Source organism: Flavobacterium sp. UBA4854, from assembly GCF_002399805.1.
In the GTDB taxonomy this organism is placed as follows: domain Bacteria; phylum Bacteroidota; class Bacteroidia; order Flavobacteriales; family Flavobacteriaceae; genus Flavobacterium; species Flavobacterium ginsengisoli.
This window is the reverse complement of the sequence record NZ_DHEI01000140.1, coordinates 1-21,535: the sequence shown is the minus strand read 5'-3', so window position 1 is coordinate 21,535 and position 21,535 is coordinate 1. Positions and strand designations below refer to the sequence as shown.

17 protein-coding genes are annotated in these 21,535 nt (G+C 34.2%); 14 read left to right on the top strand and 3 right to left on the bottom strand.

The window, feature by feature from the left end:
• The first annotated feature begins 412 nt into the window (after window positions 1–412).
• From nirB to B3J44_RS20385, 11 genes are all read left to right on the top strand, one after another.
• Complete coding sequence (nirB, locus tag B3J44_RS20435) at window positions 413–2,926, top strand: nitrite reductase large subunit NirB (protein ID WP_286971138.1); 2,514 nt, start codon at window positions 413–415, stop codon at window positions 2,924–2,926.
• A gap of 214 nt (window positions 2,927–3,140) precedes the next feature.
• Window positions 3,141–3,518, top strand: a complete 378-nt coding sequence (nirD, locus tag B3J44_RS20430; RefSeq protein WP_286971137.1) for a nitrite reductase small subunit NirD — start codon at window positions 3,141–3,143, stop codon at window positions 3,516–3,518.
• Between the two features lie 268 nt (window positions 3,519–3,786).
• A complete protein-coding gene (locus B3J44_RS20425; protein WP_286971135.1) occupies window positions 3,787–4,371 on the top strand; it encodes a DUF4202 domain-containing protein in 585 nt (194 codons plus the stop codon).
• A 6-nt stretch (window positions 4,372–4,377) separates the two neighbouring features.
• Window positions 4,378–6,189 (top strand): type IV pili methyl-accepting chemotaxis transducer N-terminal domain-containing protein, encoded by a 1,812-nt coding sequence (locus tag B3J44_RS20420; protein WP_286971134.1) that lies wholly within the window; start codon window positions 4,378–4,380, stop codon window positions 6,187–6,189.
• A 515-nt stretch (window positions 6,190–6,704) separates the two neighbouring features.
• Window positions 6,705–7,364, top strand: coding sequence for a response regulator transcription factor (locus tag B3J44_RS20415; RefSeq protein ID WP_286971133.1), 660 nt, complete (start codon window positions 6,705–6,707; stop codon window positions 7,362–7,364).
• A gap of 99 nt (window positions 7,365–7,463) precedes the next feature.
• Window positions 7,464–8,948, top strand: a complete 1,485-nt coding sequence (locus B3J44_RS20410; RefSeq protein WP_286971132.1) for an MFS transporter — start codon at window positions 7,464–7,466, stop codon at window positions 8,946–8,948.
• A gap of 95 nt (window positions 8,949–9,043) precedes the next feature.
• A complete protein-coding gene (locus tag B3J44_RS20405; protein ID WP_286971131.1) occupies window positions 9,044–10,312 on the top strand; it encodes an alginate export family protein in 1,269 nt (422 codons plus the stop codon).
• 138 nt (window positions 10,313–10,450) lie between these two features.
• Window positions 10,451–10,816, top strand: coding sequence for a hypothetical protein (locus tag B3J44_RS20400; protein ID WP_286971130.1), 366 nt, complete (start codon window positions 10,451–10,453; stop codon window positions 10,814–10,816).
• A 128-nt stretch (window positions 10,817–10,944) separates the two neighbouring features.
• On the top strand, window positions 10,945–11,658 hold the full coding sequence (locus B3J44_RS20395) for an endonuclease/exonuclease/phosphatase family protein (RefSeq protein WP_286971128.1): 714 nt from the start codon (window positions 10,945–10,947) through the stop codon (window positions 11,656–11,658).
• Window positions 11,659–11,680: 22 nt separating this feature from the next.
• Window positions 11,681–12,415 (top strand): hypothetical protein, encoded by a 735-nt coding sequence (locus tag B3J44_RS20390; RefSeq protein WP_286971127.1) that lies wholly within the window; start codon window positions 11,681–11,683, stop codon window positions 12,413–12,415.
• A 28-nt stretch (window positions 12,416–12,443) separates the two neighbouring features.
• Window positions 12,444–13,067 carry a class I SAM-dependent methyltransferase gene (locus tag B3J44_RS20385; protein WP_286971126.1) on the top strand — a complete coding sequence of 208 codons (624 nt, stop codon included), beginning with the start codon at window positions 12,444–12,446 and terminating at the stop codon, window positions 13,065–13,067.
• A 124-nt stretch (window positions 13,068–13,191) separates the two neighbouring features.
• On the opposite strand, the gene B3J44_RS20380 is transcribed toward B3J44_RS20385, so the two are convergent.
• Window positions 13,192–13,896, bottom strand: a complete 705-nt coding sequence (locus B3J44_RS20380) for a Crp/Fnr family transcriptional regulator (RefSeq protein ID WP_286971125.1) — start codon at window positions 13,894–13,896, stop codon at window positions 13,192–13,194.
• Between the two features lie 155 nt (window positions 13,897–14,051).
• Between B3J44_RS20380 and B3J44_RS20375 the strand changes: the two genes are divergently transcribed.
• From B3J44_RS20375 to B3J44_RS20365, 3 genes are all read left to right on the top strand, one after another.
• Window positions 14,052–17,567 (top strand): nitrate reductase, encoded by a 3,516-nt coding sequence (locus B3J44_RS20375; RefSeq protein WP_286971124.1) that lies wholly within the window; start codon window positions 14,052–14,054, stop codon window positions 17,565–17,567.
• 306 nt (window positions 17,568–17,873) lie between these two features.
• Entirely contained in the window at window positions 17,874–19,304 is a 1,431-nt protein-coding gene (locus tag B3J44_RS20370; protein WP_286971123.1) for a rubredoxin, read from the top strand.
• 140 nt (window positions 19,305–19,444) lie between these two features.
• On the top strand, window positions 19,445–20,083 hold the full coding sequence (locus tag B3J44_RS20365; RefSeq protein ID WP_286971121.1) for a hypothetical protein: 639 nt from the start codon (window positions 19,445–19,447) through the stop codon (window positions 20,081–20,083).
• A 116-nt stretch (window positions 20,084–20,199) separates the two neighbouring features.
• On the opposite strand, the gene moaA is transcribed toward B3J44_RS20365, so the two are convergent.
• Together moaA and B3J44_RS20355 are read right to left on the bottom strand one after the other, a co-directional pair.
• Entirely contained in the window at window positions 20,200–21,207 is a 1,008-nt protein-coding gene (gene moaA, locus B3J44_RS20360) for a GTP 3',8-cyclase MoaA (RefSeq protein ID WP_286971120.1), read from the bottom strand.
• A partial coding sequence (locus B3J44_RS20355) for a molybdopterin-binding protein (RefSeq protein ID WP_286971119.1) occupies window positions 21,194–21,535 on the bottom strand: 342 nt, incomplete at its 5' end. The genes moaA and B3J44_RS20355, both read right to left, overlap by 14 nt.

Genomic DNA, 21,535 nt, shown 5'->3' with positions numbered 1-21,535 from the left:
TCGTTTCCAGTTCCTTTAAAATAATATTTTAAATCTTCTTCTGTCGAAATTGTTGAAGTTGTTGCTGCAGAATCTTTGTTTGCTGTCGTTTTACAGCCTATTATTAAAATTGATAATAACAATATTGAAAGTATTTTTTTCATGATATCTCAGTTTAAAAAAGTGTTTCTTTATAAAAACGCCTGTAAAATTCTTATGAATTTACGACATTTTTTTGAAATGCTTATTTAGAATCCTTTCAAATTTTAAAAAACTAAGTAATCAAAAATCATTTAAAAACCCTTACTACGTAAAAGATTACGCCAAAATACGTAGTTACCAAAACGTACTCAGATCAAAAAAATAAATTAATTACGTATTTTTATAAGTACAAATACTTATATTTGCGTAGTAATACTTAATTAAAGAAATCATGATTAGAGTAATAGTAGTTGGAAACGGCATGGTTGGTTATAAATTTTGTGAAAAGTTTGTCGCAAAATCAGGACAGGAAAAGTATCAAATCACAGTATTTGGAGAAGAGCCAAGACGCGCTTATGATCGCGTTCATTTAAGCGAATACTTTGGAGGAAAAACAGCAGATGATCTATCATTATCGACTACTGAATGGTACGAACAAAACAATATTATTCTAAACACATCTGAGTTAATTACAGATATTAATCGTGATGGAAAAACCATACATACACATCTAGGCAAAACACATACGTACGACTACTTAGTTCTGGCTACAGGTTCTTCCGCTTTTGTACCGCCAATTGAAGGTGTAGAAAAAGAAGGTGTTTTTGTGTACAGAACTATCGAAGATCTAGATGCTATTATGGCTTACGCTAAAAAAATAAAACAAAAAGGCGCCACAGAAGCTGCGGTTTTAGGTGGAGGTTTATTAGGATTAGAAGCAGCGAAAGCCGTTCGTGATTTAGGATTGAATCCGCATGTGGTGGAGTTTGCTCCTCGATTGATGCCGAGACAATTGGATCAAGGCGCGAGCGATATGCTTCAATCAAAAATTGAAGAATTAAACATTGGTATTCATATAAACAAAGCAACACAATATATTGACGGAAAAGAAAGTATAACGGGAATGATGTTTGCAAACGACGAATTGTTAAAAGTAGACATGTTGGTTATATCTGCCGGAATTAAACCTCGTGACGAACTCGCAAGAGTTTCAGGACTTGAAGTTGGCGTTAGAGGCGGAATTGTGGTAAACAATCAAATGCGAACATCGGATCCTTCTATTTTTGCGATTGGCGAGGCAGCGCTTTACAATCACAACATTTACGGACTTGTTGCGCCAGGTTACGAAATGGCCGATGTAGCTGCTGAGCAAATCTTAAATGGTGAGAAAACCATGAGAGAAACCATCGATATGTCAACACAATTGAAATTAATTGGTGTTGAAGTTGCAAGTTTTGGTGATCCTTTTATAGAAAACAATGACGTTACTGCTATTATTTATGAAAATAAACTAAGTGGCGTTTACAAAAGAATCAACGTTACCAAAGATTCTAAAAAACTGTTAGGCGGAATTTTAGTTGGAGATTCCAGCGATTACAATTCGCTTTTCCAGATTTACATCAACGAAATGGCATTGCCAAAAAATCCTGAAGATTTGATTTTAGGTTCTCGCGATGGTTCTGAAGGTTCTTCTTTAGGAAGCGTAATGGATTTGCCAGACACAGCAGTGATCTGTTCTTGCGAAAATGTCACTAAAGGTTCAATTTGTTGTAAAATTTTAGACGAGTCCTGCGCTACTTTTTCAGATGTTGTAAAAGCAACTAAAGCAACTTCTGGTTGTGGAGGCTGTAAACCAATGGTTTCTGATTTGGTAAAAGCGACTCAAAAATCTTTAGGAAAAGAAGTTAAAGAAGTGATCTGCGAGCATTTCAGCTACATGCGTCAGGAATTATTTGATCTAGTAAAAATCAACAAATATGAGAATTTTTATGATGTTTTAGATCATCACGGAAAAGGCGATGGTTGCGAGGTTTGCAAACCAGTTGTAGCTTCTATTTTCTCAAGTATTTATAATGATACTGCAAACAAACATGTTACAACTCAAGATACAAACGACAGATTTTTAGCGAACATTCAACGAAACGGAACGTATTCTGTTGTTCCAAGAGTTGCCGGCGGAGAAATTACTGCTGAAAAACTAATCGTAATTGGCGAAGTGGCAAAACAATTCGATTTATATACTAAAATTACAGGAGCGCAAAGAGTCGATTTATTCGGAGCGCATTTGAGCGATTTACCTAAAATCTGGAAAATCCTAATCGACAATGGTTTTGAAAGCGGTCACGCTTACGGAAAATCGCTTCGTGCCGTAAAAAGCTGTGTAGGAAACGCTTGGTGTCGTTACGGAATGGACGACAGCGCTGGTTTTGCCATCGAACTAGAAAACAGATATAAAGGAATCCGTTCTCCTCATAAATTAAAAGGTGGCGTGTCAGCCTGCATTCGCGAATGCGCAGAAGCCCGCGGAAAAGATTTCGGATTAATTGCTGTTGAAGGCGGATGGAATTTATATATCGCAGGAAATGGAGGTGCAAATCCAAAACACGCGGTTTTATTAGCAGAGAAAATCGACAAAGAAACGGTTATTAAATACATGGACAGATTTTTAATGTATTACATCCGAACCGCTGGTCCGCTGATTCGAACTTCAACTTGGTTAGAAAAACTAGACGGAGGCTTAGAATATTTGAAACAAGTAATCATCGAAGACAGTTTAGGAATCTGTGAAACTTTAGAAGCCGAAATGCAGACTTTAGTTAACACTTTCGAATGCGAATGGAAACAAGTTCTAGAAAAACCAAGATTAATGAAACGTTTCAACCATTTCGTAAACTCTGATGAAAAAGACGACAATATCGCTTTTGTTCCGTTAAGAGATCAAAAAATGCCAAAAGCCTGGACTTAAAAAAAATCTTGCCACAAAGACACAAAGACACAAAGTCAAATTACAAAAACTTAAAAAAACTTAGCGCCTTTGCGCCTTCGTGGCAAAACAACATAAAGCTCCAAAAAAAATCATTAAACGTTGCTGTCCCTCTTACCCTCTTTTTTACTGCGCCATCAAACTCTCTTGATTCTAAAAAGAGGGCTAAGAAACAGGAACCAAAAACTTAATCAAAATGGAAGAAATCTTAAATCAATACGAAACAGTTCACGCAAGCGATGCAACAATTTGGTTCAAAGCTGGTAAAGTAGAAGATTTTCCAACCAACCGAGGAGGCTGTATCAAATACAAAAACAAACAAATTGCGATTTTCAATTTTGCACGTCGCAACGAATGGTACGCATGCCAAAACGCCTGTCCGCACAAAATGGAAATGGTGCTGTCAAGAGGAATGACTGGTTCTACAGACGATATTCCAAAAATCGCTTGTCCGATGCATAAAAAGACTTTTTCTTTAGTAGATGGTTCAAATCTAAACGGCGAAGATTATAGTATTGCAACGTATCCGATTAAGATTGTTGAAGATGAAGTTTTTGTTGGGTTTGTAGATTAAGCACGCAATCTTGTCATTTCGACGAACGAGAAATCACACTCGGGAGTCGACAAAGATTGGCGACATTCTATACGGAGTTTCAAGTGTGATTTCTCGTTCCTCGAAATGACAAAATCTGACGTAATACTCTTGACGATGCAGATTAAATCCAAAAAATCCTTTTAATCTGTGGCAAAAAAACAAAACAATAATTCGTGCTAATTCGTGAAATTCGTGGCGAAAAAAAACTTAATTCCGTATCTTTGAAATTCTATTATCAAACCAAAAAATGACTACACCTTTTCAAAAAGCAAGCGAATGGATTGACGCCGAAAACGCTCAGGATCCAAACATCGAATTAGACCAAAACAAAGAATATCCAAAAGAATTATTGTATTCAAACAGGATGTACGAAAAACTGATGCAGTTTGAACCAAATGCTTCAGAAGAAATTCAGATTGCTTCAAAAGCACAGCATATCTGCCGATGGAAAGTCGCTCGTGAATCTTACCCAATGGATCGTGTTGGTTATTTGAAATGGAGAGAAGAATTAAAAAAATTCCACGCAAAAACTACTGCTGAAATTCTAGAAAAAGCGGGTTACAATCAAGCTTTTATTGATCGTGTTTCTTTTCTAATTGAAAAAAAACTACTTAAAAAAGATGCTGAAACCCAATTATTAGAAGATGTAATTTGCCTTGTGTTTTTAGAATATTATTTAGAGCCCTTTGTTCACAAACATGACGAAGAAAAACTAAAAAACATCATCAAAAAAACTTGGGATAAAATGTCAGACAAAGGACATCAGGAAGCTTTAAAAATCAATTATTCGGAAGAAAACTTAAACCTAATAAAAGCTTCTTTAGGATTGTAAAAAGATATGAAAAAAAGCAATCAGGAAGCTGCAGAAAAAATCACTTTCAAAAATTTACGACGACTGTATTTTTTTGCCCTTCTTACTATTGCCTTAACCATAATAATCAGTCAGTTTCTCGTTCAATACAATCTGAATCAGCAATTAAGCGATTCTAAGATCATCAATTTTTCTGGAAAACAGAGAATGCTGAGCCAGAAAATTGTCAAAGAAGTACTGATTTTACATTACGTTTCTGATTCGGCTACGGCCAAAAAAACTTCGCACTTAAAAGAAGTTTTAGCACTTTGGAAGAAAAACCAAAATGCATTAGAAAACGGAAACGATAGTTTAGCTTTCCCAAAAGAAAAAAGTGAAACGCTAAATAAATTGTATCAGGAAATCAATCCGATTTTCAATAAAATTGCTGAGACAGTCGATTCTTTTCTATTGAATTTACAACAAAAAAAATCAGCTTCTGAAAATCAAAAACTGGTTCAAACTATTTTAGAAAACGAAGGCATTTTCCTTTCTAAAATGAATCAAATTGTAACCCAATACGATCTTGAAGCGCACGAAAAAGTAACAGAACAACGCCGAATCGAATATTGGATTTTCGGTTTTACACTACTTGTTCTGCTTCTAGAATTCTTCTTCATTTTTAAACCAACCAACAAGAAAATTGAAAGGTTAATTGCCCAGCTTTTATCTTCTGAAAAGAAAGCCTTAAAACTGGCATACGACACCGAAATCATCAGCGAAATCAAAGAAAACTCTGTAAAAGAATTAAAATCTTTGAATTATGCGATGGAAAATACATTGCTTTATTGCAGAATTTCGCCAGACGGCTCGATCATTCATATTGGAGAAAAATTTGCCAAACTTTTAAATTACACCAAGTTTTCTTCCAACAAAAAATTCTCTGAAGTTTTAACCGTTGACGAAAAAGAACAAACCAATTTTGATCGCTTAATATTCGAAAAGCAACGAAGTGGCTGGCAAGGCGAAATCAAAATCATCAATAAAGATGAAAAAGAAATCTGGCTTGATTTATCAATGGTTCCCGTAATGATCAAAAAAGACGAATTAGAACTTTTGATTGTTTGTTTCAACATCACCGAACGCAAAAAAGCACAGCGTGAAGTCGAACGCTTAAACCTTGAAAATACAACGGAAAAAATCAATCAGCAGAAGATTATTTCTAGCAAAATTGTTGAAAATCAGGAAAACGAACAAAACCGAATCGCCAAAGAAATCCACGACGGAATCGGTCAAATGCTTACGGGTTTAAAATTCAGTTTAGAAAGTATCAATCTCGATGACAGAGAAAAATCAGAACAAAAAATTGAGTATTTAAAGAAACTTTCTTTGGATATTATAAAAGGTGTAAGAACGGCGACTTTCAACTTAATGCCACCAGAATTAAGCGATCACGGAATTGTTTCGTCACTTTCAAAACTTACGCAAGAACTTTCTAAACTAACGGGAAAAGAAATCCTTTTCTACAACAAAACCGATTTTGACCAACGTTTAGATTCGTTAATAGAAATCAATATTTATAGACTTACGCAGGAAGCCATAAACAACGCCATCAAATACGCCGAATCTTCTCATATTATTGTACAACTTTCACACAGCGAAACACTTCTAAGTATCATCGTTGATGATAACGGAAAAGGTTTTGATGTTAATTCAGTCGACAAAAAACGCAACAGCGAATCTGGAATGGGGCTTTTATTCATGAAAGAAAGAATCCAATACATCAACGGTCGCGTTTTCATGAACTCCATTCCAGGCGAAGGAACGAGAATTACATTCAACATTCCGATTCTCAAATGAGATAATGTGTCAATTACATAATTAAAGTAATTTTAAACATTATCTAATTGCCAAATTAACTAATTATCTAATTCATTTGGGCGAGCCACCATCCCGATAAGAGGGCAAATATACTTTGTCTTTATTCGCCCTCTTATCGGGATGCTGTCGGGCTATCCGCGCTACTTCGGTAGCCTGCTCCTATCCCTCTCGCGGGCAGTCGTTTTCAAAAGATAATTATTACTAGTCAGAAGATCAAACGTTCTATTTGTCATCTCGACGAAGGAGAGATCACACGAGAAACTCCACAATCTAAATCGCCAATCTTTGTCAAATCTCTAGTGTGATCTCTCCTTCGTCGAGATGACAAACTTGATGTAAAACTTTCTCAGAATTTACCGTTTTATCCTTGAAATTTAAAATTCCCAACATTAGAAATTTTAATCTTAGAATTAAAAATCTAAAAAATTACGTATATTAGCGTCTTCTTTATAGATGAATATACGTAAAAATCTAGAATCTAAATTAAGTAAACTATGAGTAATATCATTCGTGTAGTATTAGCAGATGACCATGTTTTTGTTAGAGACGGAATCAAATCTTTGCTGGAAAACGAAGCAAACATTGAGGTTGTAGGCGAAGCTATTGATGGTGCAGATGCACTTGAAGTCGTTGCGTCAACTAAACCTGACTTACTTATAGTAGATATTCGTATGCCTAATCTAACTGGTATAGAGGTAGTAGAAAAACTTAGAAACGAGAAAAACAATGTAAAAATCATCATGCTTTCGATGCACGAATCAGAAGAATATGTATTGAAATCTATAAAAGCTGGAGCTGATGGTTATTTACTAAAAGGTTCAAGCAAAGAAGAATTTTTAAAAGCGCTTCATACTGTTTCTGCTGGAGGAAAATATTTCAGTGGCGATATCTCTTCTATTTTAATTGGACAATTAACAAATTCGTCTGCATCATTAGAACCTAAACAAACTTTAGGTGAAGAAATGATGATTACAAAAAGAGAAAAAGAAATACTTACGCTTTTATTATCAGGAAAAGGAAACAAAGAAATCGCTGAAGCTTTAGATATTAGTAAACGAACTGCCGAAGTACACCGTTTCAACTTAATGAAAAAGCTGAAAGTGAAAAACTTAATGGAACTTTCTAATAAAGCGACTGAGTATTCTTTAATTTAAAAAAAATACGTATAAATACGTAATTATTTTTCAAAAACTGCGTTTTAGCAGGTTTCAACTAAGTTATAGTACTTATTTTTACATAAAAATATAAGTGCTATGAAAAATACAAATTCACTATCGCAATCACACAAAATTTTATTTTTGAACACATTGGCCTTTACAGTGTGTTTTGCCTGCTGGACATTAAACGGGGTTTTAGTAACCTTTTTAGTTGATAACGGAATTTTCCATTGGGATGTTATTCAAGTTGGATGGCTTTTAGGAATTCCAATTTTAACGGGATCTATCATGCGTCTGCCAATCGGAATCCTTACGGATAAATTTGGAGGAAAATATGTTTTTTCACTTTTATTACTGCTTTGTTCAATTCCGCTGTTTCTCCTTCCCTATGCTGACAGTTTTGCCATGTTTGCTTTACTAAGCTTTTTATTTGGAATGGTCGGAACCAGTTTTGCTGTCGGAATTGGTTATACTTCAATCTGGTATCCAAAAGAATGGCAAGGTCGTGCGCTTGGAATATTCGGAATGGGAAATGCTGGTGCTGCAATTACAACTTTTTTGGCTCCTTCATTATTAAACCATTTTTCAATAGATGATCCGCAAAACGGCTGGAAAGTGTTGCCTGTTATGTATGCTATTTCATTGGTAATAATTGGCATTGCCTTTTTAATTTTCGCTCGAAATAAAAAAATAGAAAGCAACGGAAAATCTGTTTCACAAATGCTTACGCCTTTAAAATCACAAAGAGTATGGCGTTTTGGAGCATATTACTTCTTAGTATTTGGATGTTTTGTGGCTTATTCACAATGGCTATTGCCAAACTTCATGAACGTATATCAAACAAGTTTAGTTATGGGAGGTTTATTTGCAACAATGTTTAGTTTACCTTCAGGAGTAATTCGTGCATTCGGCGGGTATTTATCAGATAAATTCGGAGCTAGAAAAGTAATGTATTGGGTTTTGGGTTCTTCAGTAATTTTGAGTGCATTGCTATCAATTCCTAAAATGGAAATCACCACTTCTGGTCCGGGAATTCTAGCTGCTAAAAAAGGCGTTGTAAACGAAATCAGTGATAAAACCGTAAAAGTTGGTGATAAAGAATATCCAATTGCCCAAAAAACAACCAACACTAATGAAAGCACTATTTTTCCAACCACATCAAGTTGGCAAGATGTTGTAGTCGCGCACAATCAAAGCGTGGCTAAAAAAGAACTAATTGCAAGAGGTGTTACTGTGATTAAGTTTGATGCAAATATGTGGGTGTTTCTGATTTTAGTAATTCTAATCGGAATTTCTTGGGGAATTGGAAAAGCTGCAGTTTACAAGCACATTCCAGAATATTTTCCAAATGAAGTTGGTGTTGTTGGCGGAATGGTTGGAATGATTGGCGGTTTAGGTGGATTCTTCGGTCCAATTATCTTCGGATATTTACTAACGGCAACCGGAATCTGGTCTAGTTCATGGATCTTTATTCTAATCTTTTCAACTGTCTGCCTGGTTTGGATGCATTACACTATAACACAACTATCTAAAAAGAAACAAATCAAAGTAAGTAAAGCAAAATTAGAACCAGCATATTAGACTTAGATTAAAAAAAAATTAGAAATATGATTCCAGTCATAGTAAAACATGGCTTTTTCTTATAAATTTACCTTCGATAAAAATCAAACAATTTTATGAAAAAACTTAAACTAATTTTAATACTTATCGTAGGATTAAGTTTCGAAATCCAAGCACAAGAATTAGATGTAAACCTTCAACTCAGACCACGTTTTGAATATAGAAACGGATACAAACAACCAATATCTTATGGTCAAGAAGGAACATCACAAATTTCACAGCGTTCTCGCTTAGGCATTAATTACAAACAAGACGACTTAATTGTAAAATTAACTTTTCAAAATACCAGAACATGGGGAGATGTCCCTCCGGCAACGGTTGCAGATAAAAATGGAGTGGCTGTTTTTGAGGCTTGGGCACAATATAATTTTACCGAGAAATGGAGTGCTAGAATGGGACGTCAGGTTCTTTCTTATGATAATCAGCGTATTTTGGGTGAAATGGATTGGGCACAACAAGGTCAAAGCCATGACGCACTTATCGTAACTTATCAAACTGAAAAACAAAAATTAGATTTTGGTGGGGCTTATAATTCAACAGCAGAAAATGTCGTTCAAACTCCTTATACAGTTGCAAATTATAAAGCTATGCAATATGCTTGGTATCATAATCAATTCAACGAAAATCTAGGCGCTAGCTTTTTATTATTGAATACAGGTTATGAATATGCTCCTAATCCTGCTCCTTCTACTAAGCTATTAGTAGATTACATGCAAACTTTTGGACCTTATTTAACTTATAAAAAAGGAAAAATTGATACCAGCTTTTGGCTGTACGGACAAACTGGAAAAAACACCGATCAACAAGTAAGCGCATGGAATGCTGCAGCTAATTTTGGATATAATATTACTAATGCCTTCAAAGTTGGTTTGGGCTACGAATTTTTATCAGGAAAAGATTCAAATGACGGAAGCACGGTAATCAAATCATTCAATCCGATTTTTGGAACTAATCACGGACTTAACGGTTACATGGATTATTTTTATGTTGGAAATCATCTGAAAAACGTTGGTCTGCAAGATGCTTTTATCAAATTGAATTATAATGTCAATAAGTGGCAATTTGCTTTAATTCCGCACGTATTCTTATCTGCTGCTGATGTAGTTACACCAGTAAATGAAAAATTAGATTCGTATTTAGGAACTGAGGTTGACGCAACTTTTGGATATAATTTCAGGAAAAACGTAACGGTAACTGGAGGTTATTCTCAAATGTTTGGATCTAAAACAATGGAATTTGTTAAAGGCGGAGATACTAGCCATACCAATAACTGGGCTTGGTTAATGATTTCTGTTGATCCGAAAATTTTTAGCTGGAAAAAATAATTTTTCTTGAAAATTAACTTAAAAATTTTACCCTTTTCTCATTTCGAAAAAAGGGTATTTTTTTTGATCTAATATAAACTCATTATATACTTTAATTATTTATATTTGAATCGATTATGAACCCCCAATTCTATCCTAATGAAACCATTTCTAAAATTATCTCTGGTGACTTTTATTGTCACGCAGACAGGCATTGCTCAAAAGTACAATGACGCCTTAATTTCTAAAAACTCAGAAATAAATTTTGCAAAAACGCAAAAAAGAGGCATAAAGAAAAACAACATTATTTATTATGTTGAAAATGATTTACAAACAATATCTGCCTACAAAAGGAAGAAATTGAAATGGCAAACCAATGTTATTTCTGTTTGCGGAAAACCAAAAAAAGGTGACCCAGAAATTAGATATGTTGGTTACAACTCAAACAAACTGCTTATCGTTATCGGAAAACATAATTTTGCTGAAATTGATATAAATAGCGGAGAAACAAAATTTGTTGGTTAAGATTAAAGAAATCTAAATATATAAACTGCCCTTTTTCTATTCTGAGAAAGGGTCTTTTTTTTGATTTTGTAGAAATTTATTTCGGTCTTTAATCATTATATTTGAGTTAGAATTAATTTATTTTTCAAATGAAAATCATCGCTTGGAATTGCAACATGGCATTCAGAAAAAAAGCAGAATTCCTTCTCGCTCACAATCCTGATATTGCTGTAATTTCTGAGTGTGAAAGCCCTGAAAAACTCAAATTTCCAGATCACATAAAATTACCTTCGGATATTCTTTGGTACGGCGAAAATCCTAATAAAGGAATTGGTATTTTTTCGTTTGGAGATTATAAATTTGAATTGTTAGAATGCCATAATCCAACTTTCAAAAACATCCTTCCAATTGCCATAACAGGCGGAAAAATTGACTTTACTTTATTTGCTATTTGGGCTAATAATCCCGCTGATAAAGATGGCGCTTACGTAACTCAGATTTGGAAAGCGATTCATTTTTATGAAGATTTAATCAAAGAAACTAAAACCATTTTAATTGGAGATTTTAACAGCAACACCATTTGGGACAAACCACGTCGAGAAGGAAATCATACAACTGTTGTAAACAAATTAGCCGAAAAGAATATTTTCAGCACTTATCATAAATACTTTAATCAAATTCAAGGTAAAGAAGAACATCCAACTTTATACCTTCATAAAAAAGAAAATAAGCCTTATCATATTGATTATTGCTTTGCTTCAAATGATTTTATGGAAGTTCTAGAAAGCGTCGAAATTGGCGCTTATAAAGATTGGACGTTGTATAGCGACCACAAACCTTTAATCATTAAATTTACCTTATAATTTGAGACCTTTAATTTAAAATATGTCTGACCATCAAATCAATAATACAATAATGAAGAAACTCGCTGCCTTACTATTTATTATTTCTATTATACTATTTACAAGCTGTAAAAAGGAAATTTCAGATTTGGAATTTGAAAAAAACGTAATGACCGAAATTTTTCCGAGCTTAATTGATTCAACTTGCATGGATACAAGGCTATTTACTAACTTTCCTCCTAAGTATGGTGAATCAATATTTGATAAAACAGGGCACTATATTGGTGTTGACAGTACAAAAGCAACAAAAGAACAAAAACAAAAATTGTTAGAGTGGAAAATTAATACTGAAAAAATTAAAAAGGACACTTCTAAAATCGTAATTGCATTCAATCCTATAATTGAATATAGCAACGAAGATTTAAAAGAATATCTTGAAAAACACTTTAAAAACACCAAAGCATTTGTTCCCAAAGAAAAAATTTACAATGAATATATCCTTGACTTTCAAAAAATCAAACTCAATAACAGATTTGAACTACGACATATAAATCAGTTCCCAAAAGAAAGAGGCAGAATTTGGCTGACTAAATACAACTTCAATTTTTCAGGAGCTGTTTTCTTTTCTAGAATACAATTTGATCAAAATAAAAAGTTTGGAGTTTTAAATGGTGGATTTGCTTGCGGAAACCTTTGTGGACAGGGGTTTAGAATTTATATAAAGAAAATAAATCAAAAGTGGATAATCGATGAAATTGAAGAAACTTGGGTTTCTTAAAATTAACTCTTAAAATTTAATTTAATAAATGAACAACACCTGGACTAAAAGATGGGACGACCGTTATAAAAGCGAAGAATTTGCATACGGCGAAGAACCCAATAATTACTTAAAACAACAAATTGAAAAGCTTAATCCTTGTTCTATACTTTTCCCAGCCGAAGGCGAAGGAAGAAATGCCATTTTTGCAGCGAAATTAGGCTGGAAAGTTTCAGCATTTGATATAAGTGAAGAAGGCAGAAACAAAGCGCTTCGTTTAGCAGAAAACAATAATGTTTCACTTGATTATCAAGTTGGCGAATTGGAAACTTTAAATTTTCAGAAGGAACAATTTGGTGCGATAGCTTTAATTTATGCACATTTTCCAGCTGAAATTAAATCAGAAATTCATCAACAGCTTGATAAATTATTAAGCAAAAACGGTATTATTATTTTCGAAGCGTTCAGCAAAAAACATTTAGAATATGTTACCAAAAATGAAAAAGTAGGCGGACCAAAAGACATTGAATCTCTTTTTTCAATAGAAGAAATCAAAGCTGATTTCCCTAACTACGAAATCATCGAATTGGAAGAAAAAGAAATCGAACTCAGTGAAGGCTTGTTTCATAACGGAACGGGTTCTGTAATTCGATTTATTGGCAGAAAAAAATAAATTACACTCGACGTAGACGCATGCGGTAAAGACGCACTGCAGTGCGTCTCTACAAAAAAATCAAAATTTTTACATCAACATAAAACCTTAGCATCTTAGAATCTTAGCAACTTAGAACCTTAGATTAAAAATACTTATGCTCCATAATTTCAGATCGCAATTCTGAAATTCCCAAAATTCCAACACGTTTCCCTTCGGTTTTAATCAAAGCTTCTTTTTTAAGACTTGATAGAATTCGAATTGCTTGTTCTTCTGTTGTTCCTGCAAAATCTGCAATTTCCTTTCGCGAAAGCTCAATATCAATCAAACCATTCCTTTGTCCGAACTTACGATGAATATAAAGCAACAAATCAATTACACGTTCGCGAACATTCATGTGAGCGATCTTGCGAATATTATTTTCACTTTTGTTTAATTCTTCGGCATAAAATAACATTAAAGCATATGTGAATTCTGGAATGTGCTGTAAAATTTCCATCATGGTTTCATTACTAAAATTACACAAAACAGTATCTTCAAGAGCATAGGCGCCAATCAAATAGCGTTTGCTCGTTCCAAATCCACGGAAACCAATAATATCTCCGTTTGTGGTTAAACGAACGATTTGTTCACGACCGTTAATTCCTGTTTTTACCGTTTTGGCTTTTCCTTTACATATAAAGTAAAGTCCTTGCAATGGTGCACCTTCGGTAATAAAACGATTAGATTTTTTACAGATTATATTCTGTTTTTTAGAAATATAAGTTGCCATCTGATGTAAATGCAAATGTTTCTTTATAAAACAATTCTCATTTGTACAGGAATAACATACTGCTTGCTCTTCTTTCATGAGTTCTAATTTTTAGCACATTCAAAACTAATTTGTTGTTCCTCATTTCTTTTTATCAAAAGTAAAAAAATAAATCAAAAATTAAGTATTAATACTTAAAAAATACTTATTTTTGTTTCAACTTAAGTAAGTGATTTATTTAAAACCGAGAAACGATGCAAAGTACTAAGATCAAAACTACCTGTTCCTACTGTGGCGTTGGCTGCGGTATAATCGTGACTAACGATGCTAAAAATGGTGTAATGGTCGAAGGCGATAAAAATCATCCTGTAAACAAAGGAATGTTGTGTTCTAAAGGAATGAATCTGCACTACGTAGTTAACGATACTTCCGACAGAATTTTATATCCAGAAATGCGAGGCAGTAAAAATTATCCGCTCGAACGCGTGAGTTGGGATACAGCTCTTGATCGCGCTGCTGCAGTTTTTACTTCTATTATAAAAAAACACGGACCCGACAGCGTTGGTTTTTATATTTCTGGACAATGTTTAACTGAAGAATATTACTTAGTCAATAAACTGGTAAAAGGTTATTTCAAAACCAATAACATCGATACCAATTCCAGACTTTGCATGAGTTCTGCGGTTGTCGGTTATAAAAAAACTTTTGGAGAAGATTCTGTACCCATTGCTTACGATGACATCGAATTGGCAGATACTTTTTTAATTACAGGAGCAAATCCTGCTTGGTGCCACCCTATTCTTTTCAGAAGATTAGAAAAACACAAAGAGAAAAATCCGAAAACTAAAATAATCTGCATAGATCCAAGACGAACAGATACTGCCGTATTCTCCGATTTACATTTGCAGATTATTCCGGGTTCAGATATTATTTTATATCATGCTATCGCTAGACGAATTATCGAGAAAGGTTATGTAGATCATGATTTTGTAAAAAATAATGCTGAAAATTTCAAACAATACAAAGACTTAGTTTTAGGAACTTCACTTGAAAAAGCCTCAAAACTTTGTGGAATTTCTGTAAACGACATCAAACTTGCCGCTGATCTTATTGGAAAAGCAAAAGGATTTATCTCGCTTTGGGCAATGGGATTAAATCAAAGTGCCGTTGGAGTTGATAAAAATACGGCATTGCTGAATTTATCTTTATTGACGGGACAAGTCGGAAAACCAGGTTCTGGACCATTTTCATTAACAGGTCAGCCCAATGCAATGGGCGGACGCGAAGTTGGTGGAATGGCAACACTTTTGGCAGCGCATAAAGACATTGCAAACCCTACACATCGCAAAGAAGTGGCAGATTTTTGGGGTGTTGATGAGATTTCGGACAAACCAGGTTTAACAGCGACGGAAATGTTTGAAGCTTTAGAATCAGGAAAAATGAAAGCGGTTTGGATTATCTGCACGAATCCGCTAGTGAGTTTACCCGATTCTAGAAGAGCCGAAAAAGCGCTTCAAAATGCTAAATTTGTAGTCGTTCAGGATATTTCACATAATGCAGATACAGCCAAATTTGCCGATTTATTATTGCCTGCTGCGGGTTGGTTAGAAAAAGAAGGAACAATGACCAATTCGGAACGTCGTATTTCCTATCTCCCAAAAGGAATCAATGCACCTGGAGAAGCACTTCCAGATATTGAAATCTTGATTCGTTTTGCTAAAAAAATGAATTTCAACGGATTCAATTTCAACAGTGCCGAAGAAGTTTACAAAGAACATTGCGCACTTACTAAGAACACTAATATTGATATTTCGTTTTTAAATTATAACCGTTTAAAAACTGAAGGCACTTTTCAATGGCCGGTTCCAGATTACAATCATCCGGGAACTCCAAGATTGTTTACAGATAAAAAATTCTATACCCCTTCTGGAAAAGCAATTTTTAATCTGCCTGTTTCTATCGAAAATACATCGGTTCAGCCAAATGATGAATTCCCTTTTATTTTAACAACGGGAAGAATTCGAGATCAATGGCATACGATGACGAAAACTGGAAAAGTATCTAGATTACTAACACATATTCCAAGTCCTTTTTTAGAAATAAATCCTATTGATGCTTTTAAAAACGATATCAAAGATGGTGATATTGTCGTAGTTTCAAGCAAAAATGGAGAAGTTCGCGTAAAAGCGAAAGTCACCGATACAATCAAAGAAAAAGTTCTTTTTCTGCCGATGCACTGGGGAAAACAACTCGAAAATGATTTAAACCGAACCAACAATTTAACGAATACGGTTGTTGATCCAATTTCAAAAGAACCTGACTTTAAGTTCACAACGGTTTCAATTAAAAAATACGTAAAACCATTTCAGAAAATTGCGATTGTTGGTGCTGGAGCGGCTTCTTTCCGATTCATTCAAAACTATCGTGAATTCAATTCAACCGATGAAATTATTGTTTTTTCGAATGAAGTAAATCCGTTTTACAATCGTGTTTTGCTTCCTGAATACATGACGGGAGAATTCACTTGGGAACAGCTTTTAAAAGTTAAAGATGGTGAAACTTTCAATAAACTAAAAATCACTATGAAAGCAGGAGTTTCTATTGATAAAATAGATCCAAAACAAAAAACAATTATAGATAGTCAAGGCGAAATTCATACTTTCGATTCGTTGATTATGGCAACTGGAAGCCGTCCTTTCGTTCCCGAAAATGCACAGCTTCATCTTCCTGGACGTTTTACTGTTAGACGAAAAGAAGATGCTGATCGTTTGAAAAAACATTTAGACACTACCAATCTTCCGCCAGAAGAACAACATGTAGTGATTATCGGCGGCGGATTATTAGGATTAGAATTAGCTGCAGCTTTAAAACATAAAAAAGTAAAAACAACTATAATTCAAAGGGCTTCTCGCTTGATGGAACGTCAGTTAGACCGAATTTCAAGCAAATTATTGGCTGAAGAAGTACAGCTTAGAGACATTCAGATTTATTTTGATAATGAAGTCAGCACTGTTTTTGAAACTGATAATTCAAACGAAATCGAAATTGCTTTAAAAAGCGGAAAAATCATTACTGCAAATGCAATTGTATATACAATTGGAACAATTCCGAATATTGAAATTGCACGCGAAAGCGGATTAGCTTGCGGACGTGGCGTGAAAGTAAATCAGTATTTACAAACTTCAAATCCAGATATTTTTGCCATTGGAGAAATAGCAGAATTCGAAAACAAACTTTTCGGAATTACTTCTGCTGCCGAAGAACAAGCTAATATTCTCGCAAATTTCCTTGCTGGTGATATTAGCAGTTATTACAAAGGTTCGATTTTAATGAATATTTTAAAATTAGAAGACATCAACCTTTGCAGTATTGGCGATTTAACAATTCCTGAAAATGACGATTCGTACGAAGAAATTGTTTTTACCGATTTAAAGAAACGCTATTACAAAAAATGCATCGTGAAAGACGATCTTTTGGTCGGAGCCATTTTAATGGGAGATAAAAATGAGTTCGCTGAATTCAAAACGATGATTGAAAGCAAAATCGAATTATCAGACAAACGAAATACTCTTTTGAGAGGAAGTTCAAATGCAAAACCAGTTTTAGGAAAATTAGTCTGTTCGTGCAGTCAAGTTGGAGCTGGAAACATTGAAGAAACCATTAAAAGCGGCGTGAACGATTTCACCGAATTATGCAAAAACACAGGAGCAGGTTTAGGATGTGGAAGTTGTAAAACAGAAGTTAAGGAGATATTGGCGAAGTGTAAATAGTTTGTTTGGTTTCAGGTTTCAGGTTTCAGGTTTCAAGTTGCTTTACTTTGAACATAAATTTTAACGCAAAGAGCGCAAAGGTTTTTCGCAAAGTTTCGCAAAGTTTTTTTTTAAGTAGACAAAGTTCACAAAGCTTTGAACAAAAATTTTAAGTATTGCTTTGCGAACTTTTTCGATAGAAAATAATTTTGCACAGAATATAAACCTTCAAAACTTTGCGAAAAACCTTTGCGCTCTTTGCGTTTAAATCAACACAATCCAGAAACTTGAAACCTCAAACAAAGAAAACCTGAAACAAAAATAAAAATGGAACTAACAAGATTAATAGTAAAAGGAGGCGTTATTTCGCCAGGAGAATTACTGGAAGTTGTAAATATCGCTTTGGAAGAAGGTCTGGATTCGATTTCGTTTGGCTCTAGACAAGATATTATTTTTCCGAAAGGATTTAAATCTTTAGACAAAACCACTTTAGGCAAACATCATTTTGTTTATCCAGATCAAAAGAGCGGTAACAATATCGTTTCGTCTTATGTTTCTACTGATATTTTCAGAAATACCAATTGGCTTACCGGAAATAGGTTTTTATATATTTTGGAAGAATTTAAAGAACAGCCAAAACTTAAAGTCAACATAACCGATCCGAAGCAGCAATTGGTTCCTTTGTTTACAGGACATTTAAACTTTATAGCTTCAGAACATGAAGATTACTGGTATTTATACATTCGTCTCCCAAAATGGGAGAAAATAGAAGTTTATCCTGTTTTGATTTACAGCTGGGACTTGGCTAAGATTTATTACGAAATCGAAAAGATTTCCGAAGAAGATATAACGGATATCGAACTGCTTTTCACTTTGGTAAGCGAAGCTTTAGATACAAACAATAGAACAATCGACAAACCATTGAATATTCCTTTTTACCCATTTCCGTATTACGAAGGAATGAACAGAATGGGAATTGATCAATATTGGTTGGGTTTGTATTGGAGAAATAATTTATACGATTTAGATTTCTTAAAAGAAATGTGCGATTTGTGTTTTGAATGCAAAATCGGAAAAATCTGCATCACTCCTTGGAAATCTTTCATTATAAAAGGAATTCCGAAGGATCGAAAACTAGAATGGGAAAAATTCTTAGGAAAACGCGGTATCAACGTTCGTCATTCTTTATTGGAATTAAATTGGCATTTGCCTGTAGCAACAGAATGGGCTTTGAATCTAAAAACTTTCTTAGTTCGAACATTAGATCAATTCGATATCAGTACTTATGGATTGAATTTCGGAATTTCAGAATACAATCGTGATGGGCATTATTTTACTTCTATTATTATCGAAAAAAACGAACTTCCGACAGCTTTAGAATCCATCAAAATAAGGGATACCTATAATGTTTTGTTTGCGAAGAATTTTGACCCAAATACACGAGAATATATTGTGCATTCTCAAGATATAGATAAACTGGAACTTCCGACAATTTTAATTGAGCTAAGCCGAAAATACTTTGAAGAACTTGGAAATTCGACCTCAGAAACAACTGAAAAACTGCAGAAAAAAGAAAAACCGCAATTAGATATATACCAATGCCAGGAATGCTTAACACTTTATAATTCTGAATACGGAGACGAAACTCAAGGAATTCCTAAAGGCCTTTTATTTGAAAATTTGCCAGAAACCTATTGCTGTTCTCTTTGCGAAGCACCAAAAAGTAATTTTAAAATCCTAGAAGTAATTGAAAATTAATGAGTTCTAAAAAAGCATCGCGTTTTGTATTCAAAAATTGCGTATATTTAGCTTAACTAAGAATTTCGGTTAAAGCATTATACTTCAAAAGCTTTAGAGCCACTTGGTTAAGATCTATTTACTCAATAAAAAATACAATTATGATAAAAAGAAATCCATCGGTTTCTGCTGAAAAAACCACAGATGCTCCAGCAGAAACAGCTGTAGAAACCACTACAGAAGTACAACCAGAAACTAAGACAACGGTTAAAAGAACAACAAGAACTGCAACAAAAGCACCTGCGGCAAAAACGACTACCTCAAGAACTACAGCTGCAAAAGCACCGGCTGCTACTGTAAAACCGGCAGCAAAAACACCAGTAAGAGCGGCTTCTAAAACTACGCCAAGAGCAACAGTAAAAAAAGTAGCTGCAACTCCTGCAAAAAAGGAACCTATCGTTTCTGAAATTGTAGAAATTAAAACCAATGATGTTTCAGAAAGCAAACCTGTTGTCACTGTAGAAAAAATTGGCAAAGAAAAAAACGATATAAAATCAAAGCTTAAAGCAAAACTAAAAGCCAAAAAGGAAAAGGATAAGAAAAGAGAAAAAGCAATTAAAGCAGTTATCAAAAAATTAGAAAAAGCTAAAAAAGAGAAACTAAAAGCTGCTGCGAAGAAAAAAGAAAAAGCTAAAAAAGCAAAAGATAAAGCAAAAGATAAAGCTAAAGCTAAAAAAGTTGCGGCAAAGAAAGCTGTCGCTCAGAAAAAGGCTAAGGCAAAAACTAAAAAGAAAAAATAGCATTCTGAGAAAGGTTTGACTTTTAAAAAGTTAAACCTTTTTTTTTCTTTTTAAAAATACAGTTTTGTCATTTCGAGGAAGGAGAAATGACAATATTGTGTGAATTCTCGAGAAACCTAACCTCCAATCGCAATCATACTGCGATTATCAAAATGAAGTGTTGGATCATTTATTTCATTAACGGTTGACATTCCTGCTCTAACTTTCTTTTTGTTTTGAATGGATTTTGAAATTAACTCCGTAATCGATTCTCCATTTCTAAAAGCAGTCAGCAAATCGGTTTCTGAATTTGAGAAAAGGCAGTTTTTTATTTTCCCATCAGCCGTCAAGCGGATGCGATTGCAGCTGTCACAAAACGGATTTGTTATGGAACTAATAATTCCGAAATCACCTTGAAAGTTTTTTATTTTATAATTTCTTGAAGTGAAGTTTTTTTCGTCTTCTAATTTTTGAATTTCTTTTGATGAAAATTGAGTTTCTACTAAAGATAAAATTTCTTGCTGCGAAACCATTTTGCTCCTGTCCCACTCGTTTCCGGCAAACGGCATAAATTCGATAAATCGAACAGAAATTGGCAGAAATTGAGTCAGTTTTACAAAATCTACAATTTCAGTATCATTAAAACCTTTTATCAAAACCACATTTACTTTTACTTGAAAATCGTTATTCAAAAGCAAATGCAGATTATCAATTACTTTCTCAAACTGATTTCTAAGTGTTATAGAATGAAATTTTGCAGCAACTAGAGTATCTAAACTCAAGTTGATTTTCTTAATATTAAATCGCTTTAAAACCTCAATATGGCGGTCAATTAAAATTCCGTTTGTGGTAATCGAAAGTGAAATTTCTAATTCTGATAATTTAGACACAATTTCAGGAAAATCTTTTCTTAGCAAAGGTTCACCGCCTGTTAATCGTATTTTGTCAACACCATTTTTCACGAAAGTCTGGGCAATGGCAAAAATCTCATCGGCCGTCATTAAACTAGCTTTTGGAGATAATGCGATTCCATCCGCAGGCATGCAATACGTACAACGCAAGTTGCATTTTTCCAGCAGCGAAATGCGCAAATAATTATGCTTGCGCCCAAAACCATCCGCCAAAATAGTGTTAGAGGCTATCATGATTTTTTCCTTTTAAAATATGAAAAACGTGCATTACATGCGGAAAAACAGCATCCATCGATTCTCTCACTCCGTTTGTTGATCCCGGCAAAGCCAAAACCAAAGTTTTGCCTAAAGTTCCTGCAACGCTTCTTGAAAGCATTGCATAAGGCATTCTCTGTTGTCCATAATTTCGGATTGCTTCTTCAATTCCTGGAATTCTGCTTTCTAAAATTGGTTCTAAAGCTTCAGGCGTAACATCTCTAGGAGACAAACCTGTCCCGCCTGTAAAAATAACCAGTTGATTTTCTTTAGCGAAAGCTTTTGTTTTTTCCTGAATAATAGCTAA